The following is a 20,233-nucleotide window of genomic DNA, read 5'->3' on the forward strand; positions in this document are numbered from 1 at the left end:
ATATTGGATAACAGTCTTAAATTGTTCCCATAAATTACCTGTAGGTAAGGTACTGTCATAAGCTTTGATAACTAAAAGTTCAAAGAAAAATGACTTATATTTTTTAGATTTTTGAAATTTCCAGATTTTTAGCAATCTAATAATTTTTCGTTCATTATCCTTACCCTTTATATGGTTAATCTGACTTTGGATATTAGTTTTTAAATATCCAGTCTCCGATGGGTCTAAGGAGTTGATATGAAGGTTTAGGTTTCTTGTTTCGGTATAGCCATCTACTCGCGTTTCTCGAGCAGGTACAATATCTATATCAATACCATCTTCTTCAAAGGCTAGTCCAATAGAAACACCTTGCTTTCGAACCGTAGTTCTATCATTAAATTTATCATTTAACTTGTCATAAATATCACTGAACATATCTTCTAATGTATCGAAGCTTTTATATTTAAAAGGTACAACTGCATCTAAGTCAAACTTTGTATTAACAGCAGTATGTTTACTATAAGACCCTGAATCAAAAGGACTATAAATTTTGCTACCGTATTCGGCATTTAAGAAATCTTTAATTTCATTACGTCTATCTCTGTATTTATCAAAAGCATCTTTTATGTGCTTCATCTTATGTGTTTCAAGTACTTCTTGTAGATGGTTACTTTTATAGTCAGCCATTATCTTAGTCCTTTAAATAGTGTTTACAAATCCATCTGAATAAATCAGTACTGGATAGCGGGATTTAACTAAAAAGCTAAACCCGCCATTTATCAACTTAGATCTTACATGCACCGCCAGCACAATCATCTTCCATATCCGCTTGGGCATCGTTCGCACCATCACGAGTGTTATGGTAGTACAACGTCTTCACACCCATTTTATAAGCGTTTAGCAAATCTTTTAGCAATATCTTCATCGGTACACGGCCACCAGCATAACGAACTGGATCGTAGTTGGTGTTGGCAGAGATACTTTGATCGACGAACTTCTGCATGATAGCGACCAGCTTTAGGTAACCGTCATTGTTTGGCATTTGCCATAGTAGCTCGTACTGATCTTTTAGCTTATCAATCTCAGGCACGACTTGCTTTAAGATGCCATCTTTTGACGCTTTGATAGAGACCAGACCACGTGGTGGCTCGATACCGTTGGTCGCGTTGGCGATCTGACTTGAGGTCTCAGACGGCATCAAGGCGGTTAGGGTAGAGTTGCGTAGACCGTGCTCAGTGATCTCGCCACGTAGCGTTTCCCAATCGAGATGTAGCGGCTCTTGGCAGATTTTATCCAAGTCGGCTTTGTACGTATCAATCGGCAAAATACCTTGCGAGTAGGTGGTCTCATTGAACGCAGGGCAAGCGCCTTGCTCTTTTGCCAATTTGTTTGACGCTTTCAAGAGATAGAATTGCAATGCTTCAAACGTCTGATGCGTGAGACCCAATGCTGAGTCGTCTGAATAGCGTACGCCATTCTTGGCAAGGTAATAAGCATAGTTGATCACGCCCACACCTAGCGTACGGCGGCGCATACTGCCGTTTTGAGCCGCTTTGACTGGATAGTCTTGATAATCGAGTAGGGCATCAAGTGCACGGACGATTAGCTCGGCTGGCTCTTCGATATCGCTGACGTTTTCGACTTTACCCAAGTTGACCGCTGATAGCGTACAAAGCGCGATTTCGCCTTCTTCGTCATTGATGTTATCAAGTGGCTTAGTTGGTAGAGCGATTTCCATACATAGGTTTGACTGGCGAATCGGTGCAACCGTCGCGTCAAATGGGCTATGGGTGTTGCAATGATCGACGTTTTGGATATAGATACGACCCGTACTGGCGCGCTCTTGCATCATTAGGCTGAACAAGTCTGCTGCTGGGATTTGACGGCTGCGGATAGCAGGATCATTTTCATACTTGGTATATAGCTCTTCGAATCTATCTTGATCTTCAAAGAACGCATCATACAAGCCCGGCGTGTCACCTGGAGAGAATAGCGAGATGTCTTGGCCTTTGATAAGGCGTGTATACATCGTTTTGTTTAACTGTACGCCGTAGTCCATATGACGGACACGGTTGTCTTCGACGCCGCGGTTGTTTTTGAGTACCAGTAATGACTCAACTTCTAAATGCCATAGTGGGTAGAACAATGTCGCTGCACCGCCACGGACGCCACCTTGTGAGCAGCATTTAACAGCAGTCTGAAACAATTTGTAGAATGGGATACAACCGGTATGCTGTGCTTCGCCGCCACGGATAGGGCTACCAAGGGCACGGATGCGACCTGCGTTGATGCCGATACCAGCACGCTGTGACACATAGCGTACGATGGCGCTGGTGGTCGCGTTGATAGAGTCTAGGCTATCACCACATTCGATCAATACGCACGAGCTAAACTGACGCGATGGCGTACGCACACCAGACATGATAGGTGTTGGTAGTGAGATTTTGAATTGTGAGGTCGCATCATAGAAACGCTTCACATAGTTCATACGCTCTGACTTTTCGTAACGGCTGAACAAGCACATACCGACCAGCATGTACAAGAACTGCGGGCTCTCGAAAACGGTTTTGCTCACACGATCTTGGACGAGGTACTTGCCTGCCATTTGCTCAACAGCGGCATAGGCAAGATTCATATCGCGCCAGTGATCAAGGTATTCTTCTAACTCATCAAATTCAGCACGGCTATAGTCAGCTAAGATATGCTCATCATATTTGCCAGCATCAGTTAGCGTTTTGACATGATCATACAAATGCGGAGGCGTAAATTTGTTGTAAGCAATCTTACGTAAATGGAAAATAGCCAAACGCGCCGCTAGATATTGATAATCAGGCGTCGTCTCAGAGATAAGGTCAGCAGCCGACTTGATAATGGTCTCGTGGATATCACGAGTTTTGATGCCTTCATAAAACTGGATGTGCGATTTTAGCTCAACTTGTGATACCGACACATTGTCCAAATTGTGAGCTGCCCACTCGATTACCTTATGGATTTTGTCTAAATCAATAAGTTCTAATCGTCCGTCACGTTTGGTCACTTTGATTTTGTCGATATGTGTCATGCTTGCCTCTATTTTTGGTTGCTTATATTATTCGTCAAACGGTAAAACCCGTTCAACGTTTTTTATCGTACTACTTAAAAATACACGTTGACTGCTAGCGTTAGCGGCTCTTTTTTTAGGCAAAAGCTTACCACGGCTCATAGCGATGAATAAAATCGCTGAGCACTACATATAGCGTGTTTGGTATTAAGTAGGCACAATATAGCGGGAAAATTTTGAAAATGCTATATTGATTTTAGAGTGAAACTATGTTGCTGAGGGCTTGTGCGTTGTCCGAATTTTGGCAAAGGACGATGGCATAAGGGTTAGACGCGAATGTCTCAAATAATAAATTTTTTGTAAAAATCTAAAGGCCGTTTGCTTTTTATTTTATCGGTTATTGTCGACTGATAGTGGTGGTCATGGCGGCAATAATGCGGGCGCAGATTGTACACCAAACCACAAAAAATCGCCACCCATATGAGTGACGATTTGGACGGAAAAGGGGTTGTTTTTTTCTAAACCCCCATTAGCTGTTTATACAACCATGCGAATCGTTTTGGCATTGTCCAGTGACGCATAAAGCGTATTGACTTGATCGGCGGCTGTGAGGTATAAATTGACGCGTACTGAATGGAAGCGACCCGTTTTAGACGGTTTGACTTCTATAGACGCCAAGTCAAAATCAGGGAACTGACTACCGAGGATTAGCTTCACTTCATTCAGCAAGCTCTCATGCTCGCCTTCATGACCAATGATGCTCAATGGGTAATTCATTGGAAAATCCCAAAGATCTGGATTTTGGATGTCGGTTCTTTTGCCTTTTAGGACGCCTTCATTGGGTGTCATGTCCGTCATCGTGACGTCTTTGCCATTTTGGTTGGTGCTTTGATTGTTCGTATTTTGATTATCAGTGTCTTTTGAATCATCACTCATGATGTGTGCCTCGCTTTTATTAAAATGTGAGCTATTAAGTTAAGAGCTTTATTGCCCATTTATAGTGGTGCTGACCTTATTATTCAAGTGCTTTGATAGTGACGACAGCACATTAGGGTATGTTGCACCTTCGACTACGGTGCTGACAGGATACTGCCAGCAATCGCTTATTTTTTATAACCACAAACCGCCACATAATCCCCACGGTCATAGCCTTCGATGACCTCTTGTACCTTATCATTGGCATACATCGGATGGGTCAATAAGGTCTGTGCATACTCAAAATCGATGAAACCATTGGCTTGCATCAGCGCAATTTTTTCATCTGAGGTGCGCCAATTGGCTGACTTGACCAGTTCAATAGGATAAGGGTCAGCAGGGGAGATGTGCGCAAGTAGCGGATGCTCCCAAGTGCCTAATGAGCTGGCCAAATTGTATAAACTGGCAAAGCCGCTCTCTTTTGGCACATCGATAAGAATCAGTTTGCCACCAGACTTTAATGCGTTAAAGGCCTTTTTGATACAGGCATCCAAATCACTGATATAGCTGACACTGCCGTTAAACATAATAATGTCAAACTTATCAGGCGCAATCTCGCAGGTCTCGGCAGGGCTGATATCTACTTGCAGGCCGCGTTTTTCGGCAACGGCGGCCATGTCTTTAGAAGGCTCGATACCATATTTGATATGGATATCATAATCTTTTGCCAGTAGTGATTCAAATAACCCGCTACCACAACCGATAGACAATATCTCACTGTCCTTATCCAAGAAATGAGCGACCAGTTTTAGTTCACTGGTCAGTAAGTTTTGATTGTCAAAAAACCAGCTGTCGTACGCGCTTGCGTGTTCATCAAATGCGGCCATGATATCTCTCCTTGAGTATTTTTGTTGTATCGTTAATCCACTATAAAAGAGTGACAGTGTTAACCTCGCTTAAAGTATTACTCATACAGCTGCACTCGGTTGCCTTGACACTCTTTTAAATTGAATTAACTAGGGTCTGTTGAACATTCAAATGTGGTGCTGGCAGTCACTATTTTTTAGACAATGTGCAGTGAAATTTTTGATGCCTAGTCATTCTAGGGTAAACAATTTCGCCATATATTGGCAAAAAAGAGTGCTGCCCCAAAGGGCTGATGCTAAAATCCCCCCAAACGTTGTTGCAAACCTAGCTAAGGTCTCGACATTATCGTCGGTTTGCGCCTAGTTTGGTGTAATTTTAGCAATCAGCAGCCCTAATATTTGAATGTTCAACAGACCCTATGTTGAATAGTACGTGACATTAAATTTTCTATAAAAAATACGAGCTATGACAGCTCTAATGCTTGCTGCCAAAAATTCACTTCCATTCGTGCGGCGGTGTTAAATAGCTGTTGAAACTTGTCTGCTTGAGCGGGGCTGGCTTGTGCGAGTAGTTCATTGATCTGTGCTTCGTTCTGCGCAGTAATCGCTTGAAACGCATCACTAGCAAACACATCTATCCACGGCTGGTAAGGATTATCAGTGATCATCCCCTCGGCTTTGATGCGTTTGCCAATTTCACCATAACCCATCAAGCAAGGGGCTATTGCGGCATACAGCTCAGCCAGTGAGCCTGACATCGCCGCGTCTAATATATAGCGGCTATAGGCGATGGTTATAGTAGATTCAGGTGCATTCTCGACAGTTTCAAGCGCTATGCCCCATTGGTGACAGAAGCCCAAATACATGCCAATTTCCATATCGAGCATGGCATTGATACCCGCTTGACCTACGCGCATTTGTGCCAGCGTGTCACTCTTGTACACGCTCAGCGCCATCACGCGGGTATAGTGAATCAAATACAAATAGTCTTGGACGAGGTAGTGGCGAAAGCTGTCAGGGGCAAGCGTACCTGCCGCTAGTTGCTTGACAAAATCGTGCTGAATATAGTCATCCCAAATTGGGCAATGGTGACGTAGCGTTTGGTAATTCATAGTGTTCACTTACTTTTATCAAGGCGAGTAAGCAGATGGTAGACGAACTCATGCCTCATTAGCAAGGGATGCGGCAAGTATAGTGGCATCATACATTTGAACAGCTAAGCTTTTACTTGCTGATGCAGCTTACGGTAAGTAGCCATTGATAGGAGCAATGTCAGATGGAATATCTGTATCTCCCAGTGCTTCTCGCAGATTGATTTCGATCGTGCGTGACAGTGCGGTAAGGGGCAATTGATTGGCTGCAAAGCCAAAAGGCTCCTCTAGCTCTTCACTCAGCGCGTCCAGCCCAAAAAAGGTATAGGCAATCACTGCACACATCAACGGCGTTGCCCAACCAAGCGAAGCCACCAAGCCAAAAGGCAACATGATGCAATACAGATAAGTCGTGCGATGTACCAGCAGCATATAAGCAAAAGGAAGGGGTGTATTATGAATCCGCTCGCAGGCCGCCAATACAATCGTTATAGAGGTCAGGCGCTCGTCCATGTTTTGTATGATCTGCTCCGATACCAGCTGCTGCCGCCGAATATCGCCAAGCTGCTTACCCATGAGGCGCATTATATAGTCAGGTACGTTTTTCGCTTGGTGCATACTGTCATGATGTATGGGTGCGACAAAAGGCTCGATATCCTCCCACGGTGACGTACCACGTAGCCTGTGGCGGACGGCATGCGCAAAAGCAATGTTGAGGTAAATCATCACTCGCTGAGTATCACGCCCTGTCTCAGCGTCATCCTCTATAAAGGACAGCACTTGACGCGTTAAGCTGCGAGAATCATAAACCAATTGCCCCCACAGTCCTCGAGCTTCCCACCAACGTTGATAGCTGGCATTGTTCCGAAACCCAAGAAACAACGATAGAGCGACCCCTAGCAAGGCAAAAGGCGCCATACCATAATAAGGAAAAGAGTCGGGAAGCCAATGTTGAACAATCGTGATGAGCGTGCTGAGGAAGGTGACAAGCAAGACTTGCGGATAGATTTTCGGAATGATGGATCCACGAAAAGTAAAAAATATCTTAAAGGCATGTGGGGTTTGCCGGACAATCATGTCAGTTTCCTAGCGACGAGCTATAGTCGGTTCAATATAATTTCGATACAAGGAAACCGAGTGCAAGTTATACATTAGTATGCTTAGCGAGGATGACGATGTAGCGGATTCATATGGACTTGACTATATGCTGTTAAGTATTGAAGCTGGGCATTATACAATAGCGTTATAAAAATTTAAGGATTTTTACGGTTGATTACATATTGGATGTCATTTGAAAAAGTGATACACATCGCTAAATACTATCAAACACAAGAAATGCTATCAAACACAAGTTTGCTAACATGACTAGGGCGTGTTGAATAGTCAACACGCCCTAGTTGGTTTTTTATTGTGGCTAGATTCTTTAGGGTCTGTTAAACATTCAGATATTTAACTTTTTAAAAAGGCCTCAATTTTGGGCTTGATGGTCATGGACATAATGACCATTAGTGTCAATCCTACTGGTAAGGCGACCAAAAACCCTTCTAACCAACCGTTCAAAAATGCTGTTTAATTAGCGAAACCAATCGTCTTTGAGGCAGTACTAAAGGCCAACATAGACTCCATGATACAAGCCATTAATATGCCTGTGATGAGATTGCGCTTGTATGCTTGGGTATTAGGTAGCCTGTGATTAATAAATTTCGTGACCAGACCCATCAGTAATAAGCCAATTGGCATTATCGCATACGCTGCCAATAGCGCTCTAGACCAATCGTGAAAAAATGTATCGGAGTATCCGACATTCATATAGGTCATCACACCTGTTAATAGACCACCTATGACCGTCATCATGGTCAGTATTAATAACACTTTATAGAGCAACGGTGTTTTTTTAGTGCCACCAATGAGCAAAGTCTCGGTATTTGCTGGCATAGAATTTGGAGCCATAGGATTTGGAGCCATAGTTATTTTCCTATCGTAACGAAGCGTGGTTGGTTAATCTGTGTTTTTCTCTGCTTGTCGATCGCTCACAGATTGGTCTTCAGCTACGCCTGCTTTCCAATAAGAAAAAGCATATAGCTCATCCTTAGACCACTGCTGTTCGACCTTTAGATAATGACGCAGGGCTTTGACAGATGAAAACTCGCTAGCGATATAAGCGAAACGGCTTTGTTCAGTATTTGGTAAGGTGAGAGATTTAACCGTATCGACTAGCTGACTGCCTTGCATAGGATGTGGGTTATGTAGCCATGTCATGGTGATGTTGGCTGGAGTGGGCAGCTCTTGCTCGTCTTCTGCACCATGAACTTCGATGATGCAGTGACCAGTCGCACTGGGAGGCAAGCTTTCTAATATCGAGCCAAGTACGGGTATGGCAGTGGCATCGCCAATCAGTAGAAAATTATCTGCATCGGGGCAAAGCGCTTTATTTTTTGGCTTCATTAAGATACCAATCTCGTCGCCAACTTGAGCATGAGTTGCCCAACCTGAGGCAGGTGCTTCATCACCGTGAGCGACAAAATTAATCCATATCTGTTGTTTTTCGACATCAGCACCGCGATGCGTATAAGTACGGATAACGAAAGTAGATTTGTCCTCTAGGTCGAGAGGTTGCGTCTTGTCTCTAGGGATGAGTACTTTATTGTTGGCACCGACTGTCATGGTGGCAATATTGGCGATCGTCTCTGTCTGACCTGTCAGATATATACGAATATAGTGCGGGGTAATCATTTGCTTATGGGCAACGGTCATGATTTCTCGTACGGGTTTTTGATTTATTGTATTTTTCATACGGATTTTTCCTTACTTATTTGTCGGTAGTCTTGTTGATGCTAACGTTGTCTATCATGGTGCGACTGACGCGAAAGAACAGGGCAATATCGACAGGGCTCAAATCTTGAGTCAGTTGCCCTTTGGCCCATTCCTCTGCCGCATCGAGCTTTGTCATGATTGCCTCGCCTTTGGGCGTCAGCTGTAGTAATTGGCTACGACCATCCAATGGGTTGTCTGTCTTAAGGATTAGCTCAGCCGCTAATAGGTCATTTAAAGCACGAGTGATTTGCGCTTTGTCTCGTTGCATGTGCTTAGAGATGGATAGAGCAGTGCTCTTTGGGTTGTAACAGATCCCTTTTAGTGTTCGGATGTTTGTCACGGACAAATCCACACCTTGCTGCCGAATACCTTCTAATAATAGGTTGGTGTAGGTATGCATTAATTGATGAAGCGTTTCGCTCAATGAATTATCCGACATAAGAGAACCTTTAATGTAGTTGATAGAAGCAACTATATAGAATAAGGTTGATAGTGTCAACTATAAAGTGGTTTTTGAAAGTAGCATTCTGCCCATGATTAGATATTGTTAGATAAGACAGCGGCATGGTAGGCATGCACGATAGGGAGGACAGAAAAGAGGAATAGAGGGCCTTGTGATTAAGGAGCTCTATAAATAACGAAATTTGTGATTAAGAAAATCTATAGTAATTAACAAACAGGCACAAAAAAGCCGAGATATACTCGGCTTTTTTATTTTTCTAGATATTTAAAAAAATATGAGCTAGGCTCAGTAGTTTCTTAAAAATTTAGTCATTTTCAAGGAAAGAGCGCAGGTGCTCAGAACGTGATGGATGACGCAATTTACGTAATGCTTTTGCCTCAATCTGACGAATACGCTCACGCGTTACATCGAACTGCTTACCGACTTCTTCAAGAGTATGATCCGTTGGCATATCGATACCGAAACGCATTTTTAGGACACGTGCTTCACGCTCAGTCAGGTTACCCAATACATCACGTGTCGCTTCTTGTAGGCCAGCAGCCGTCGCATCATCGACAGGGCTTGAGATCGTACCGTCTTCGATGAAATCACCTAGGTGTGAATCTTCATCATCACCGATAGGGGTTTCCATAGAGATAGGTTCTTTGGCAATCTTCAGCACTTTACGGACTTTGACTTCGTCCATCTCTAAGCGTTCGCCTAATTCTTCAGGCGTTGGCTCGCGACCCATTTCTTGTAGCAATTGACGTGAGACACGGTTTATCTTGTTGATCGTCTCAATCATATGCACAGGAATACGAATGGTGCGTGCTTGGTCAGCGATAGAGCGAGTAATCGCCTGACGAATCCACCATGTCGCATAGGTCGAGAACTTATAACCACGGCGATATTCAAATTTATCTACGGCTTTCATCAAACCAATGTTACCTTCTTGGATCAGATCCAAGAACTGTAGGCCACGGTTGGTATATTTTTTCGCGATAGAGATAACCAGACGTAGGTTGGCTTCGACCATTTCTTTCTTGGCACGGCGAGCTTTTGCTTCGCCAACAGCCATACGGCGCGCCACATCTTTCATGTCGTGGATTTTCATCTCGAGCTTTTGCTCGTAGTCACGAATGCGACGTTGTAATAAAATAACGTCATCAGTGACTTTTTCTAGCGTTCCTGCAAAGGCAGGTTTGCCTTTGATACGCTCAATCAACCAATCGACATTGGTTTCATTGCTCGGGAAGGTCTTACGGAACTCTTCACGTGGCATACGACCACGGCGGATCACCAGACGCATGATTTGACGCTCTTGCTTACGCACATCATCATAGACATCATGCATGATGGCCATGACTTGATCTGACAAGCGGTTGTTTAGCTTCAACATCATAAAGCGTTCGGCAAGTAGGGCATAAGCCGTATCCGCTTGGACGCTACCACGGCCATAATCGATCAAGGCTTGCTTGGCTTTGATAAATAAATGTTCGATTTCTTCTAGACGCAGACGCACTTCTTCTGGATCGAGACCGCTGGTTTCTTCTTCAGCTTCTTCTTCGACATCGTCGTCATCATCATCATCGTCAAGCGCTGCTGCTTTGGCTTTTGGCTTGATGACAGGTGGGTTTTCTTTTTCTTCTTTGATGCGTTCACGTTCTTCTTTCGCCGCCTCTTTTGCTTCTTGGGCTGCGATTTTGTCTGCTTCGGTTTCAGGATCTAAGAAACCAGTGATGACGTCAGACAGCTTCTTTTCGCCATCTTGTACTTTTTGGTATTCGTCAAGGACGAACTGTACCGTCCCAGGCCAATAAGACATGGCGTGCTGTACGTCACGAATACCTTCTTCGATACGTTTGGCAATGGAGATCTCACCTTCACGGGTCAGTAGATCAACCGTACCCATTTCACGCATATACATACGTACAGGGTCAGTGGTGCGACCAGGCTCAGTCTCAACAGAGGCCAATACGGCCGCTGCCTCATCTGCTGCCATATCATCATCACTTGAATCATCATTCATCAAGATGTCATCGGCATCAGGGGCAGATTCAAAGATTTTGATACCAACATCGGTCAGCATTTGCACAATATCTTCGATCTGATCGCTTTCGGTAATAGAGTCGGGCAGCTGGTCATTCACCTCAGCATAGGTAAGATACCCTTGCTCTTTGCCCATTTGGATTAAGGTGGCCAGTTGAGATGTGGACTTAGAAACTGACTTATCTTTCATAAATACTCGCTTACTTGCATCGGACATTTTTATATTGTGACTCGCTATCGCTCGTTGGGTGCGTTGATCTTATCAATCGATTGATCAAAATATGGCGTAGAGGTTGTCAATAATATCAAAAATGAGTTGATATGAATAAAGGCTCAAAACACTACAATAACACTGCTGAAAAACAGCTAAAAATTAGAAAAGCTTCAAAATAGTCTCTAAAAGCTGATACGTAAAAATAATACTTAAAATTTGTGCTTAACGATGCATGCTCACAATCATTCACCAAGCAGTGCTGTCAATATACAGCGACACAGTTTAACACAGACCACCGCCGTCAAGCACGAGCTAGTGATGGCCACCGACCATTTTTTACTGATTATTTATCATCAGTCAAATGATTTAGGTACGACTCATGCTACTGGGCATAATCATTAGTAGTGGGGGCAGCCGCCATATTTTTAAAGGGTCGCTATTTGAAATTAAAAATTAAGACTGCACTGTGACCATTTGCGATGAGCGTTCGGCATGTTGTGCGCGTAGCCAGTTACTTAGATGCTGTGCTTGCATACGAACGATCGCTTGTTTGATATGGTCAGGGTTTTTTATCAGCTCTTGCATCTTCTTTTTTATATTACGTTCGAGTAGAGAACTGACCAATTCTTCTATTAAATCATCAAGACTTAGCACATTTCTGGCAGTCAATGCTCTATAAAACCCACCCCAGCTATTGCTCAAAGTGGCTTGGTTCGTTGGATTCAGATTTGATAATACAAAGTGGGCTGCCGCATTGGCATCTGTTGGCAGGTGCTTTATACAGCGCTTGATAGCAGTGACTACCTCCAATAGCGCCGTATCTTGCAAGTCTTCCCACGCAACTGCACGCAATGCATCGTTAGCGGCTTTTTGCTGGATATGAGCCGGTAGTTTTAAGTTAGTAAGCCCTGACTGTTGCCAAATCGACTCAATAGGATCATCGATTAACGCACGTGGCTGAAACAAAAAGCAAAGCTGTAATTGCTGGCTGATGGTCATATCACCATCAAAATCTAGCAGTGCATCTTTGGCCTCGACGTTTTGACTGCGTTTACCGCCAAGTTTTTGATAAACATCATTGTTAAGCAAATACTTAAAGCTACTGCCTTTGGGCAATGCCATGGTTAATGAGCGTACTTGGGACATGAGCTTGGCTTTACCTTCTACCAAGGTCAGATCGTAGCGCTCACTCAAATACGCAAAAATATACTGCGACAAAGGCATGGCATTGGCGATTTGCGCACGCATGGCATCACCGCCCTGACTTTTGATAAAAGTATCAGGGTCATGATTGTTCGGCAAAGTCAAAAACCGTAGCTCTTTGTCATCAGCCAGTACTGGTAGCGCAACTTCTAGGGTGCGCCAAGCGGCTTTTTGTCCCGCACTATCCCCATCGAAACTCAAGGTGAGCGTCGGATTGAGCGTCAATAACCGCGATATCTGGCTTTCATTGATCGCCGTACCCATCGAGGCGATGGCCCCATAGATACCTGCTTGATAAAGCGCGATCACATCCATATAACCTTCGACCACCAGCCAGCTGTCGGCGCGCTGCTGGCGTGATTCATAGTAGCCATATAGTACATGTTGCTTGTGAAAAACGGGCGAGTCTGAGGAGTTAATGTATTTAGGTTTTACTTCGTCATCGAGCGCTCGACCGCCAAAGCCAATGGTGCGCCCTTGGTTGTCACGGATCGGGAAAATAACCCGATCTCGCAATAGATCGTAGTCACGGCCAGACTCTGACTGGCGTACCAATCCCAAGGCTTTGAGTCCTGCAATGTCCTGCGGAAACTGATGCTCAAGATGCTGCCAACCAAATGGCGCATAGCCGAGGCCAAAGGTCTCAAAGATGTCTTCAGTGATGCCGCGCGACAAGAAATAATGTTTGGCGTGAGGATGCGTGGTGAGATTGTGCTGATAAAACTGCTGGATTTGCTCTAGCAGCTCATACAGATTGCCATCTTGGTCATCGATTTGCGCCATACTATGAGCGCCGTGCATACCAGAACCGTTATCTGTGTCTGTCAGCCATACTGGCGGATAGCCACTATCATCTGGATAGTCGGATGGATAAGCGTCCATTGAATAAGGCGCTGAATCATAAGCGTCTAGCGGCGGAAAATTATCATAACCCAGACCATCCTCATAACTGGGCTGATCCACATAGTTTGGATTGCTCTGATCTACATTGCTGTGATTTAAATTGCTCTGATCTACACTGCCTTGACCTACATTGCTTTGAGACATAGCAGGGTTAGGCATCGGTGGTGGTGCAATGGGTTTGGGCGCGCTGCGTTGATAACTGACGTTTTGTCGTTCTTCTTGTGGTACTTCGATACCCGTCTGCTTTGAGAGTTCATTGACGGCTTCGATGAAAGTGAGGCTCTCATAATCGCGCAAAAAACTGATGGCATTGCCACCGACACTACAGCCAAAACAGTGGTAGATGTTTTTTTGGGGATTGACATAAAAAGAGGGCGATTTTTCGCCATGAAAAGGGCAGCAACCTTTGTACTCACTACCAGCACGTTTGAGCGTGGTGTGTTTGCCAATGATACTGATCAGGTCAGCTTGGCTATTTAATTGTTCAAGGATATGGTTAGGAATGCTCATACAAAAAACAGTTTACCATAGGTCGATTATAGTGAGGCAGAGGTAATATAGTCGGTGAACTACTAAACCGCTACGGCGTTACTCTCCTTAGATGTACTACTTGTACAATCTGCAGTCGGCTGCCTTGTACCCATTTTAGAGTTCTTTGACTATAGAGTACCGCTAGAAAAATAAGGCCAACATAATGTTGGCCTTATTATCGATGAATACAGACAGTGTTAGCTCGGTTAATGGGCCGAACCTAATCAGTCATCATTCATGTTGCTGTCATTAGGCCGTGTGGTACGTCGAGTGAGTGCTTGATTGGCTCGCCACTCGCTTAGCTGACGATTCAGGCAGACCCAAACCGATATTCATACCACAACGCACCGGCTATCTATTGGCTATCGGTGCATTGGCAGGCGTGGTGTTTTCACTTGCTAGTCGCAACTGGGCGGCATTGCGAACCAGTTGCGTTTTGGTAGCGCCATTATACTCGCCTGTTGCCACTGAGGTATCAGTCGTGTTTGAGCGGCCAAGCTGTCCAAAGGTGATTTTGTTCAGCCAAGTGCTATCACGTTTGGTCTCTAGTTTCACGCTGCCATTACTGGTCAACATTTCTGGATAGTTGATTTTTAGCAGTGTCTTATATTTATTTGCCAAATCCGTTAGACCAAGTTTTTCATGGCTATAGGCTAGGACCGCGATGGCATCTGGCGTTGATTCGCTAAGTGGATAATACTGAAACACCCATTTGGCACGGTTGACCGCAGCCACATAAGCTTCACGCTCGATATACCAATTGGCGGCACTCATCTCGTTCTCAGCAAACTGATTGTAGATAAACGTCATACGCTGAGCGGCATCTGGTGCATAAGGGCTGCTTGGATATTTGTTGATAAGCTCTTGGAAGTTGGCAAAAGCAATACGCAAATACGCAGTATCACGCTCTGCTTGGTTCAGTTTAAAGAGTTTTAAACCCTCTGATGACCCTTGCATATTGGCAACGCCGCGCACATAGTAGGCGTAGCTGACTTGTGGGTTAGAAGGGTAGAGACGGATGAATTGCTCAGCACTCGCTGCCGCCATTTCATACTTGTCGCTTTGATATTGGGCGTACATCATATCAAGCAATGCTTGTTCAGCGTATTGTCCAGTGGGATAAAAAGTACGCAAATTGGTCAGCTCTTCAACGCCTTGGACATAGCGACCTTTGTCAATCTGACCAATGGCATCGTTATAGTAACTTTGCTCTGACTTTTCTGCTGTTTCTACCGCATTGACGTCTTTAGCGCCAGTCAGGTTTTTGAAAGTCTGGCAACCCACTAGATTGACGCTAAGCGCCAGTAAGGTTATTGAGGACAGTTTGATAAACGTATTGCCAACAGCTTGCATACTTCTTCTCCGACACAAGACGCATAATAGCAGCAGCGCTATCATGCTATATAAAAGGTTAGTGATAAAAAATGATGCTGATAGTACCTATCAATAGTATCTATCATGAATCTGTGACTCACTGAGCGCAATATTTATCGCCCCATAAGCAACACGTTTTTATCGAATGCAGTTTTTTATGACGTATTGTACTGGGACATTTGGTCTGATATGTAGGGCTTTTATAATCAGCCAGCAATCGACCAAGTGCATTTAATCACATTCAAACGGTTTAAATGGCAAACACTGTCAACAAAACACAACGGTATTACGGTATTTAAAAAGGCGGTATCTAAATATGGCATTCAAATACAGTGCCATAGCATACAGCAAAACATGGCCATACTTTATAGAATAACGTCAGCTTCGTCTATTTTTTCGCCATCTATTATCTATAAGCAGTTTAACATGAGCGGCTATCACGAGCGATATCGAATGTGGCTGGCAAGGGCAAATATACAGTAAATTACAGCAATGTCATGTTCTAGAGAGTTAACGGATAAGGCTAAAGGAGTAAAAGTGTGCTCAAAAATTAACAGATAGCGCGCCGCTTCTATAGGGCTTAGGCGCGTGACATGATACACTAGAGCGGTATTGTCTCCGCTTTTTTGTACCAAACGGGCTGTTATCTATCCGTTGTGGTCAAAAAACGACAATTTTTTATAATACTATTTATAATAGTATCTTCGGAGTGACCTGACAAAACCATGTTAGGGACTTTGCCATGTATCAATCCGCTATGAATAATGATGCCATGACTACCAATTTATCACCGAATCAATCGCTAGATACTGATTCATCAGCACAAGAGTCACCAATGCCAAATGATGTTTTGAATAATAATGAGCTACCTGATAATCAACCAATGATGAGTGAGCAAGTGCATGATGATGCGCTTGATAATGAAGAGATGCTCATCGATGATGGCGACGATCTTGACAATAGCGATATTGATGACAGCGACATGGACGGTGACGACGATGAAGCCCCAGTAGCGGGTCAAGTCGTGCCAGTGATTATAGATATGACGCACATTGTCACAGAAGACGAATCGGGTCTGCGTATTGATAAGGTCGCCTCACAAGCGTTTTCAGACTTTTCGCGCGTACAATTACAGAACTGGATTACTGACGGCAGTCTGCTTTATAACGGCAAGGTGCAAAAACCAAAAGTCCGTGTCAAAGCAGACGATGTGTTACACCTGTCGGCGACATTGCAGCAGCATAGCGAAGACCAACCAGAAAACATAGATATCGATGTCGTCTATGAAGATGATGAAGTGCTGGTCATCAATAAGCCTGTTGGTATGGTGGTGCACCCTGGTGCGGGTAATCAGACGGGCACGTTGGTCAATGCATTGCTATATCATTATCCTCAGCAACATCATTTGCCGCGTGCAGGTCTGGTGCATCGTATTGATAAAGACACCTCTGGACTGCTACTGATCGGCAAAACCAAACCTGCTCAGATGGCATTGATGGAGCAGCTAAAAGACAAATCTGTTTATCGTCACTATAAATGTGTGGTGGCAGGGGATCAAGCAAGCTTATTGCGCCATCGCCGTATTGATGCACCGATTGGCCGACATCGCAATCAACGCACCAAAATGACAGTGATGACCGCTGGTCGTGAAGCGGTGACGCATCTGTTAAATGTCACCCCACTGAACGAAAATTACTGCCTGTTAGATGTCGGACTTGAGACTGGGCGTACGCATCAGATCCGTGTGCATTTAAGCCATATTACCTACCCGATAGTGGGTGACCGTGTCTATGGTGGTCGTCGTCAATTGCGCGCAGGACTGACAGAAGCACAGCGTCAAGCCATCAATAATTTCCCGCGCCAAGCATTGCATGCTTATACCTTGGGTTTTGTCCATCCGATGACTGGTGAAGACGTTGAAGTCACCACGCCGCTACCTGAAGACATGCAGCAACTGATGACAGTGTTAAGTGACGGTTGAGATAACGAATAAAAGCTGTTAAAAAAGCGACTGTTGAGAATATCTACAATACTGCTCCAGTGCATCGCAGTGTCTCAACAGCGCTACTTTTAAGTCAGTAAATAGACAATAAGGTAGGTTGGCTATGATAAACAAGTTACCGATGACGATGCTTGCACAGATTGATGATGTGGCTATTTTTCAAACGGCGGCATTTGTGCGCTACGATATTGACGAACCTGCTGCCAAAAATAAACGCATGGGGCAGCAAGGTCAGTCAAATTATGGTGAGCTGAATCTAGGCCTACATGTCAATGATGATGCACTGCAAGCATTAGATAACCGCATGAGTCTATTGGCTGCTATCAATGAGCAGCTGGCAGATGAGTCTGCACAAACTGAACAGTCTGCCGCTATTAATCGCTTGCATTGGGTCAGTCAGGTTCATGGTAATCATGTTCATGATATCGATGCCATACCGCTGAGCATGGCACCAGTGTCTGCTGATGCGATGGTCAGTCAACAAACCGGCTGTGGATTAGCTATCATGACGGCGGACTGTGTGCCGATCGTTTTATATCAGCCATCGAGCGGAAAAATAGCAGCGATTCACGCGGGCTGGCAAGGATTGGCCTGCGGTGTGATACAAGAGACTACTAAGCGATTCACTGAGTCAGGAGCGATACAGGCTTGGATAGGGGTGTGTATCAGTCAGGCGAATTATGAAGTGGATACAGGCGTTCGCGATAAACTGTTGGCTGGATGTATAGCCAACCAGACGTTGGCAGAGAAACATATCGATGATTTTGTGTCGCTGTTTTCTATACCGTCTCAGCATGACAAAATAAAGCTGAATTTACCAAGGCTTGCTGCCATGCAGTTAGAAAATGCTGGTATTACAGTTGTGAGTGATGTACCAGTTGGTTGTAGCTACGCAGATACCTACTATTACTCGTATCGCCGCCAAACTCATCTGCAGCAGCCTGCAACGGGTCGAATGGCGTTGGTTATCGTCCGTCGTTAGGAACTTGCTAATGATGAACAATAAAGAACAGCAGATTAATCTGCTGTTTTTTTATTTGAGCACTAGGGCGTGTCCTCAATTCAATCGATAGTTATCTAAATGGGTTAAAAATGGCTAAATCTTGCCAAACGGCGTCAAATAGCTGACTATATATCAACACACCGAGTCGCTAGATTTTGGTACTGACAAGCCAAATAAAGGACGTAAATATAGTGCCAAGAACGTACCTGCCATTGCCAGTATGCCCCAGATATAACCATGTAAGCTAAAAGAGGCGATACCACCAAAATAAGCGCCGATATTGCAACCAAACGCGAGACGTGCGCCATATCCCATCATCAATCCGCCGATGACAGACGCTGCAAAGTTACCCGCAGTAATGGTCGTAAACTTGAATAAGCCACCAGCCGCAGAGGCGATAAATGCACCAATGATGATGCCGATATTCAACACAGTGGTCGAATCAGCAAATATAGACGTATTTAGCGCTGCTGCGTTTGCACCTTGCCAATAGCCCCAGCTGGCCACATCCATGCCAAAACCGCTTGCAATTTTAGAGCCCCATAATGTAAATGCCGACGTAATGCCCCACGGCTGCCCACGCGTCAGTAACGTCAATGCATTCAATAAAGCCAAAACAATGGCTGCTGCAAACAACGGCCAGGAGCCACGAAAGATTCGTTTCCAACCAGATTCAGACGGGACGGGCGCCATCTTAGGTGCGTTTTTATTTTTTTCAACGACCAATGTCACCCATGCGATAATGCCGAATATAGCAAGCGATACCAGCCATGCCCCTGTATAACCAAGACCTGTAGAGGTTGCCAAAGAGAAAGGCTCAAAGCTCGGCATCTCTTCTGTCCAGAATGGTAAGTGATAAGCCCCAATCGTGGCGCCCACTATGAAGAAAATAAAGGTGATGAACATAACAGAGCGTCCACCGCCTACCGCATAGAGCGTACCAGAGGCACAGCCGCCGCCCAGTTGCATGCCGATACCAAATACAAATGCGCCTACGACTAGACTGACCCCTAATGGCGCGACATAACCTGCGACAGGACCGCCAAATAGCGTCGTGCCATAAGCAAGGATTGGCGCAAACAGCGTGACAGCAACTGCCAGCATTAGCATATGAGAGCGCATCGCCTGACCGTTACCCACTGACATCATACGTCTAAAAGCAGACGTAAAACCAAAGCGAGCATGAAAAAGGGTATAGCCTAATAATAAACCAATGCCAAGCAAGAGTGATTGAGAGATATGTTGAGTGGCTAGGAGATAAGCAAGTACAAGCAACCCTGCGATACCACCTCCCATAATCAAAGGTTTCTGCGGGGCATTTAAGGTGAGATCCTCTCTGATGATAGGGTCTTTTGTATCGTTTATAGGTTGAACGAGAGTCGTAGTCAAGGTAATAGCTTCCTTATCCGATGATGTTATCAGATATCATTTTTATAAGAATTTATATGGGTATATTTATGCAGGGTTGCTGAGCTAGCAACGGTATTTCTGTTGATTCGATTGATTTGGTTAAGCAGTAAGAAGCGTTACATCTTAATCCTATTGTCCTTAATGTAAACACGGGAACATCAGCAAAATTAGAATTAACATATAATTATATGGAATAAGGAAGCAGTCTTTTATATTACGCCTAGCACGTGTTATCAATTTTCCTCAGGCTAAATCATCACAATCTAAATGATGACGCGCCCTCTTTAGACTTATAACAAATAACTCAAAAATAAAAATACGTCTGATACAATAGGCTTGAATTCAATGAAATCCATCGCATATATACTGGTATGTATACGCTTACAGGTAGAGGCCA

The 20,233-nt window shown here is 44.3% G+C and carries 15 protein-coding genes; 2 read left to right on the forward strand and 13 right to left on the reverse strand.

The window, feature by feature from the left end:
• The 12 genes from QL982_RS10345 to QL982_RS10400 all read right to left on the reverse strand — a co-directional run.
• On the reverse strand, positions 1-666 hold a 666-nt coding region (locus QL982_RS10345; protein WP_290190303.1), incomplete at its 3' end, for a nucleotidyltransferase.
• A 97-nt stretch (positions 667-763) separates the two neighbouring features.
• Complete coding sequence (gene nrdA / locus QL982_RS10350) at positions 764-3,040, reverse strand: class 1a ribonucleoside-diphosphate reductase subunit alpha (protein WP_290164251.1); 2,277 nt, start codon at positions 3,038-3,040, stop codon at positions 764-766.
• A 516-nt stretch (positions 3,041-3,556) separates the two neighbouring features.
• Positions 3,557-3,877 carry a DUF493 domain-containing protein gene (locus tag QL982_RS10355; RefSeq protein WP_356645544.1) on the reverse strand — a complete coding sequence of 107 codons (321 nt, stop codon included), beginning with the start codon at positions 3,875-3,877 and terminating at the stop codon, positions 3,557-3,559.
• 245 nt (positions 3,878-4,122) lie between these two features.
• Positions 4,123-4,821, reverse strand: coding sequence for a class I SAM-dependent methyltransferase (locus tag QL982_RS10360; RefSeq protein ID WP_290164253.1), 699 nt, complete (start codon positions 4,819-4,821; stop codon positions 4,123-4,125).
• 443 nt (positions 4,822-5,264) lie between these two features.
• A complete protein-coding gene (gene tenA, locus QL982_RS10365; protein ID WP_290164254.1) occupies positions 5,265-5,912 on the reverse strand; it encodes a thiaminase II in 648 nt (215 codons plus the stop codon).
• 129 nt (positions 5,913-6,041) lie between these two features.
• Positions 6,042-6,968, reverse strand: coding sequence for a bestrophin family ion channel (locus QL982_RS10370; protein WP_290164255.1), 927 nt, complete (start codon positions 6,966-6,968; stop codon positions 6,042-6,044).
• Between the two features lie 492 nt (positions 6,969-7,460).
• Positions 7,461-7,856, reverse strand: a complete 396-nt coding sequence (locus QL982_RS10375) for a DUF2798 domain-containing protein (RefSeq protein WP_290164256.1) — start codon at positions 7,854-7,856, stop codon at positions 7,461-7,463.
• A 33-nt stretch (positions 7,857-7,889) separates the two neighbouring features.
• Positions 7,890-8,684 (reverse strand): siderophore-interacting protein, encoded by a 795-nt coding sequence (locus tag QL982_RS10380; protein WP_290164257.1) that lies wholly within the window; start codon positions 8,682-8,684, stop codon positions 7,890-7,892.
• A gap of 16 nt (positions 8,685-8,700) precedes the next feature.
• Positions 8,701-9,144, reverse strand: coding sequence for a MarR family winged helix-turn-helix transcriptional regulator (locus tag QL982_RS10385; RefSeq protein ID WP_290164258.1), 444 nt, complete (start codon positions 9,142-9,144; stop codon positions 8,701-8,703).
• A 328-nt stretch (positions 9,145-9,472) separates the two neighbouring features.
• Positions 9,473-11,413, reverse strand: coding sequence for an RNA polymerase sigma factor RpoD (gene rpoD / locus QL982_RS10390; RefSeq protein ID WP_290164259.1), 1,941 nt, complete (start codon positions 11,411-11,413; stop codon positions 9,473-9,475).
• 450 nt (positions 11,414-11,863) lie between these two features.
• Positions 11,864-14,026, reverse strand: a complete 2,163-nt coding sequence (locus QL982_RS10395; RefSeq protein WP_290164260.1) for a CHC2 zinc finger domain-containing protein — start codon at positions 14,024-14,026, stop codon at positions 11,864-11,866.
• A gap of 372 nt (positions 14,027-14,398) precedes the next feature.
• Positions 14,399-15,400: an outer membrane protein assembly factor BamD gene (locus QL982_RS10400; RefSeq protein ID WP_290190304.1), complete on the reverse strand. Its 1,002-nt coding sequence runs from the start codon at positions 15,398-15,400 to the stop codon at positions 14,399-14,401.
• A 793-nt stretch (positions 15,401-16,193) separates the two neighbouring features.
• Between QL982_RS10400 and QL982_RS10405 the strand changes: the two genes are divergently transcribed.
• Together QL982_RS10405 and QL982_RS10410 are read left to right on the forward strand one after the other, a co-directional pair.
• Positions 16,194-17,402 (forward strand): RluA family pseudouridine synthase, encoded by a 1,209-nt coding sequence (locus QL982_RS10405; RefSeq protein WP_290164264.1) that lies wholly within the window; start codon positions 16,194-16,196, stop codon positions 17,400-17,402.
• A gap of 124 nt (positions 17,403-17,526) precedes the next feature.
• Positions 17,527-18,405: a polyphenol oxidase family protein gene (locus tag QL982_RS10410; RefSeq protein WP_290164262.1), complete on the forward strand. Its 879-nt coding sequence runs from the start codon at positions 17,527-17,529 to the stop codon at positions 18,403-18,405.
• A 153-nt stretch (positions 18,406-18,558) separates the two neighbouring features.
• Here the strand turns inward: QL982_RS10410 and QL982_RS10415 are convergent, their stop codons facing one another.
• Positions 18,559-19,815, reverse strand: coding sequence for a YeeE/YedE family protein (locus tag QL982_RS10415; protein ID WP_290164263.1), 1,257 nt, complete (start codon positions 19,813-19,815; stop codon positions 18,559-18,561).
• Positions 19,816-20,233 lie beyond the last annotated feature (418 nt).

It is taken from the genome of Psychrobacter sp. 5A.1 (assembly GCF_030407455.1).
Classification (GTDB): Bacteria; Pseudomonadota; Gammaproteobacteria; order Pseudomonadales; family Moraxellaceae; genus Psychrobacter.

What these genes read in the sequence shown, in the direction of transcription:
- nrdA (WP_290164251.1), bottom strand. Translation starts at nt 3,040, where the DNA reads ATGACACATATCGACAAAATCAAAGTGACCAAACGTGACGGACGATTA.
- QL982_RS10375 (WP_290164256.1), bottom strand. Translation starts at nt 7,856, where the DNA reads ATGGCTCCAAATCCTATGGCTCCAAATTCTATGCCAGCAAATACCGAG.
- QL982_RS10385 (WP_290164258.1), bottom strand. Translation starts at nt 9,144, where the DNA reads ATGTCGGATAATTCATTGAGCGAAACGCTTCATCAATTAATGCATACC.
- rpoD (WP_290164259.1), bottom strand. Translation starts at nt 11,413, where the DNA reads ATGTCCGATGCAAGTAAGCGAGTATTTATGAAAGATAAGTCAGTTTCT.
- QL982_RS10410 (WP_290164262.1), top strand. Translation starts at nt 17,527, where the DNA reads ATGATAAACAAGTTACCGATGACGATGCTTGCACAGATTGATGATGTG.
- QL982_RS10400 (WP_290190304.1), bottom strand. Translation starts at nt 15,400, where the DNA reads ATGCAAGCTGTTGGCAATACGTTTATCAAACTGTCCTCAATAACCTTA.
- QL982_RS10360 (WP_290164253.1), bottom strand. Translation starts at nt 4,821, where the DNA reads ATGGCCGCATTTGATGAACACGCAAGCGCGTACGACAGCTGGTTTTTT.
- QL982_RS10370 (WP_290164255.1), bottom strand. Translation starts at nt 6,968, where the DNA reads ATGATTGTCCGGCAAACCCCACATGCCTTTAAGATATTTTTTACTTTT.
- QL982_RS10395 (WP_290164260.1), bottom strand. Translation starts at nt 14,026, where the DNA reads ATGAGCATTCCTAACCATATCCTTGAACAATTAAATAGCCAAGCTGAC.
- QL982_RS10380 (WP_290164257.1), bottom strand. Translation starts at nt 8,684, where the DNA reads ATGAAAAATACAATAAATCAAAAACCCGTACGAGAAATCATGACCGTT.
- QL982_RS10405 (WP_290164264.1), top strand. Translation starts at nt 16,194, where the DNA reads ATGACTACCAATTTATCACCGAATCAATCGCTAGATACTGATTCATCA.
- QL982_RS10355 (WP_356645544.1), bottom strand. Translation starts at nt 3,877, where the DNA reads ATGACGGACATGACACCCAATGAAGGCGTCCTAAAAGGCAAAAGAACC.
- tenA (WP_290164254.1), bottom strand. Translation starts at nt 5,912, where the DNA reads ATGAATTACCAAACGCTACGTCACCATTGCCCAATTTGGGATGACTAT.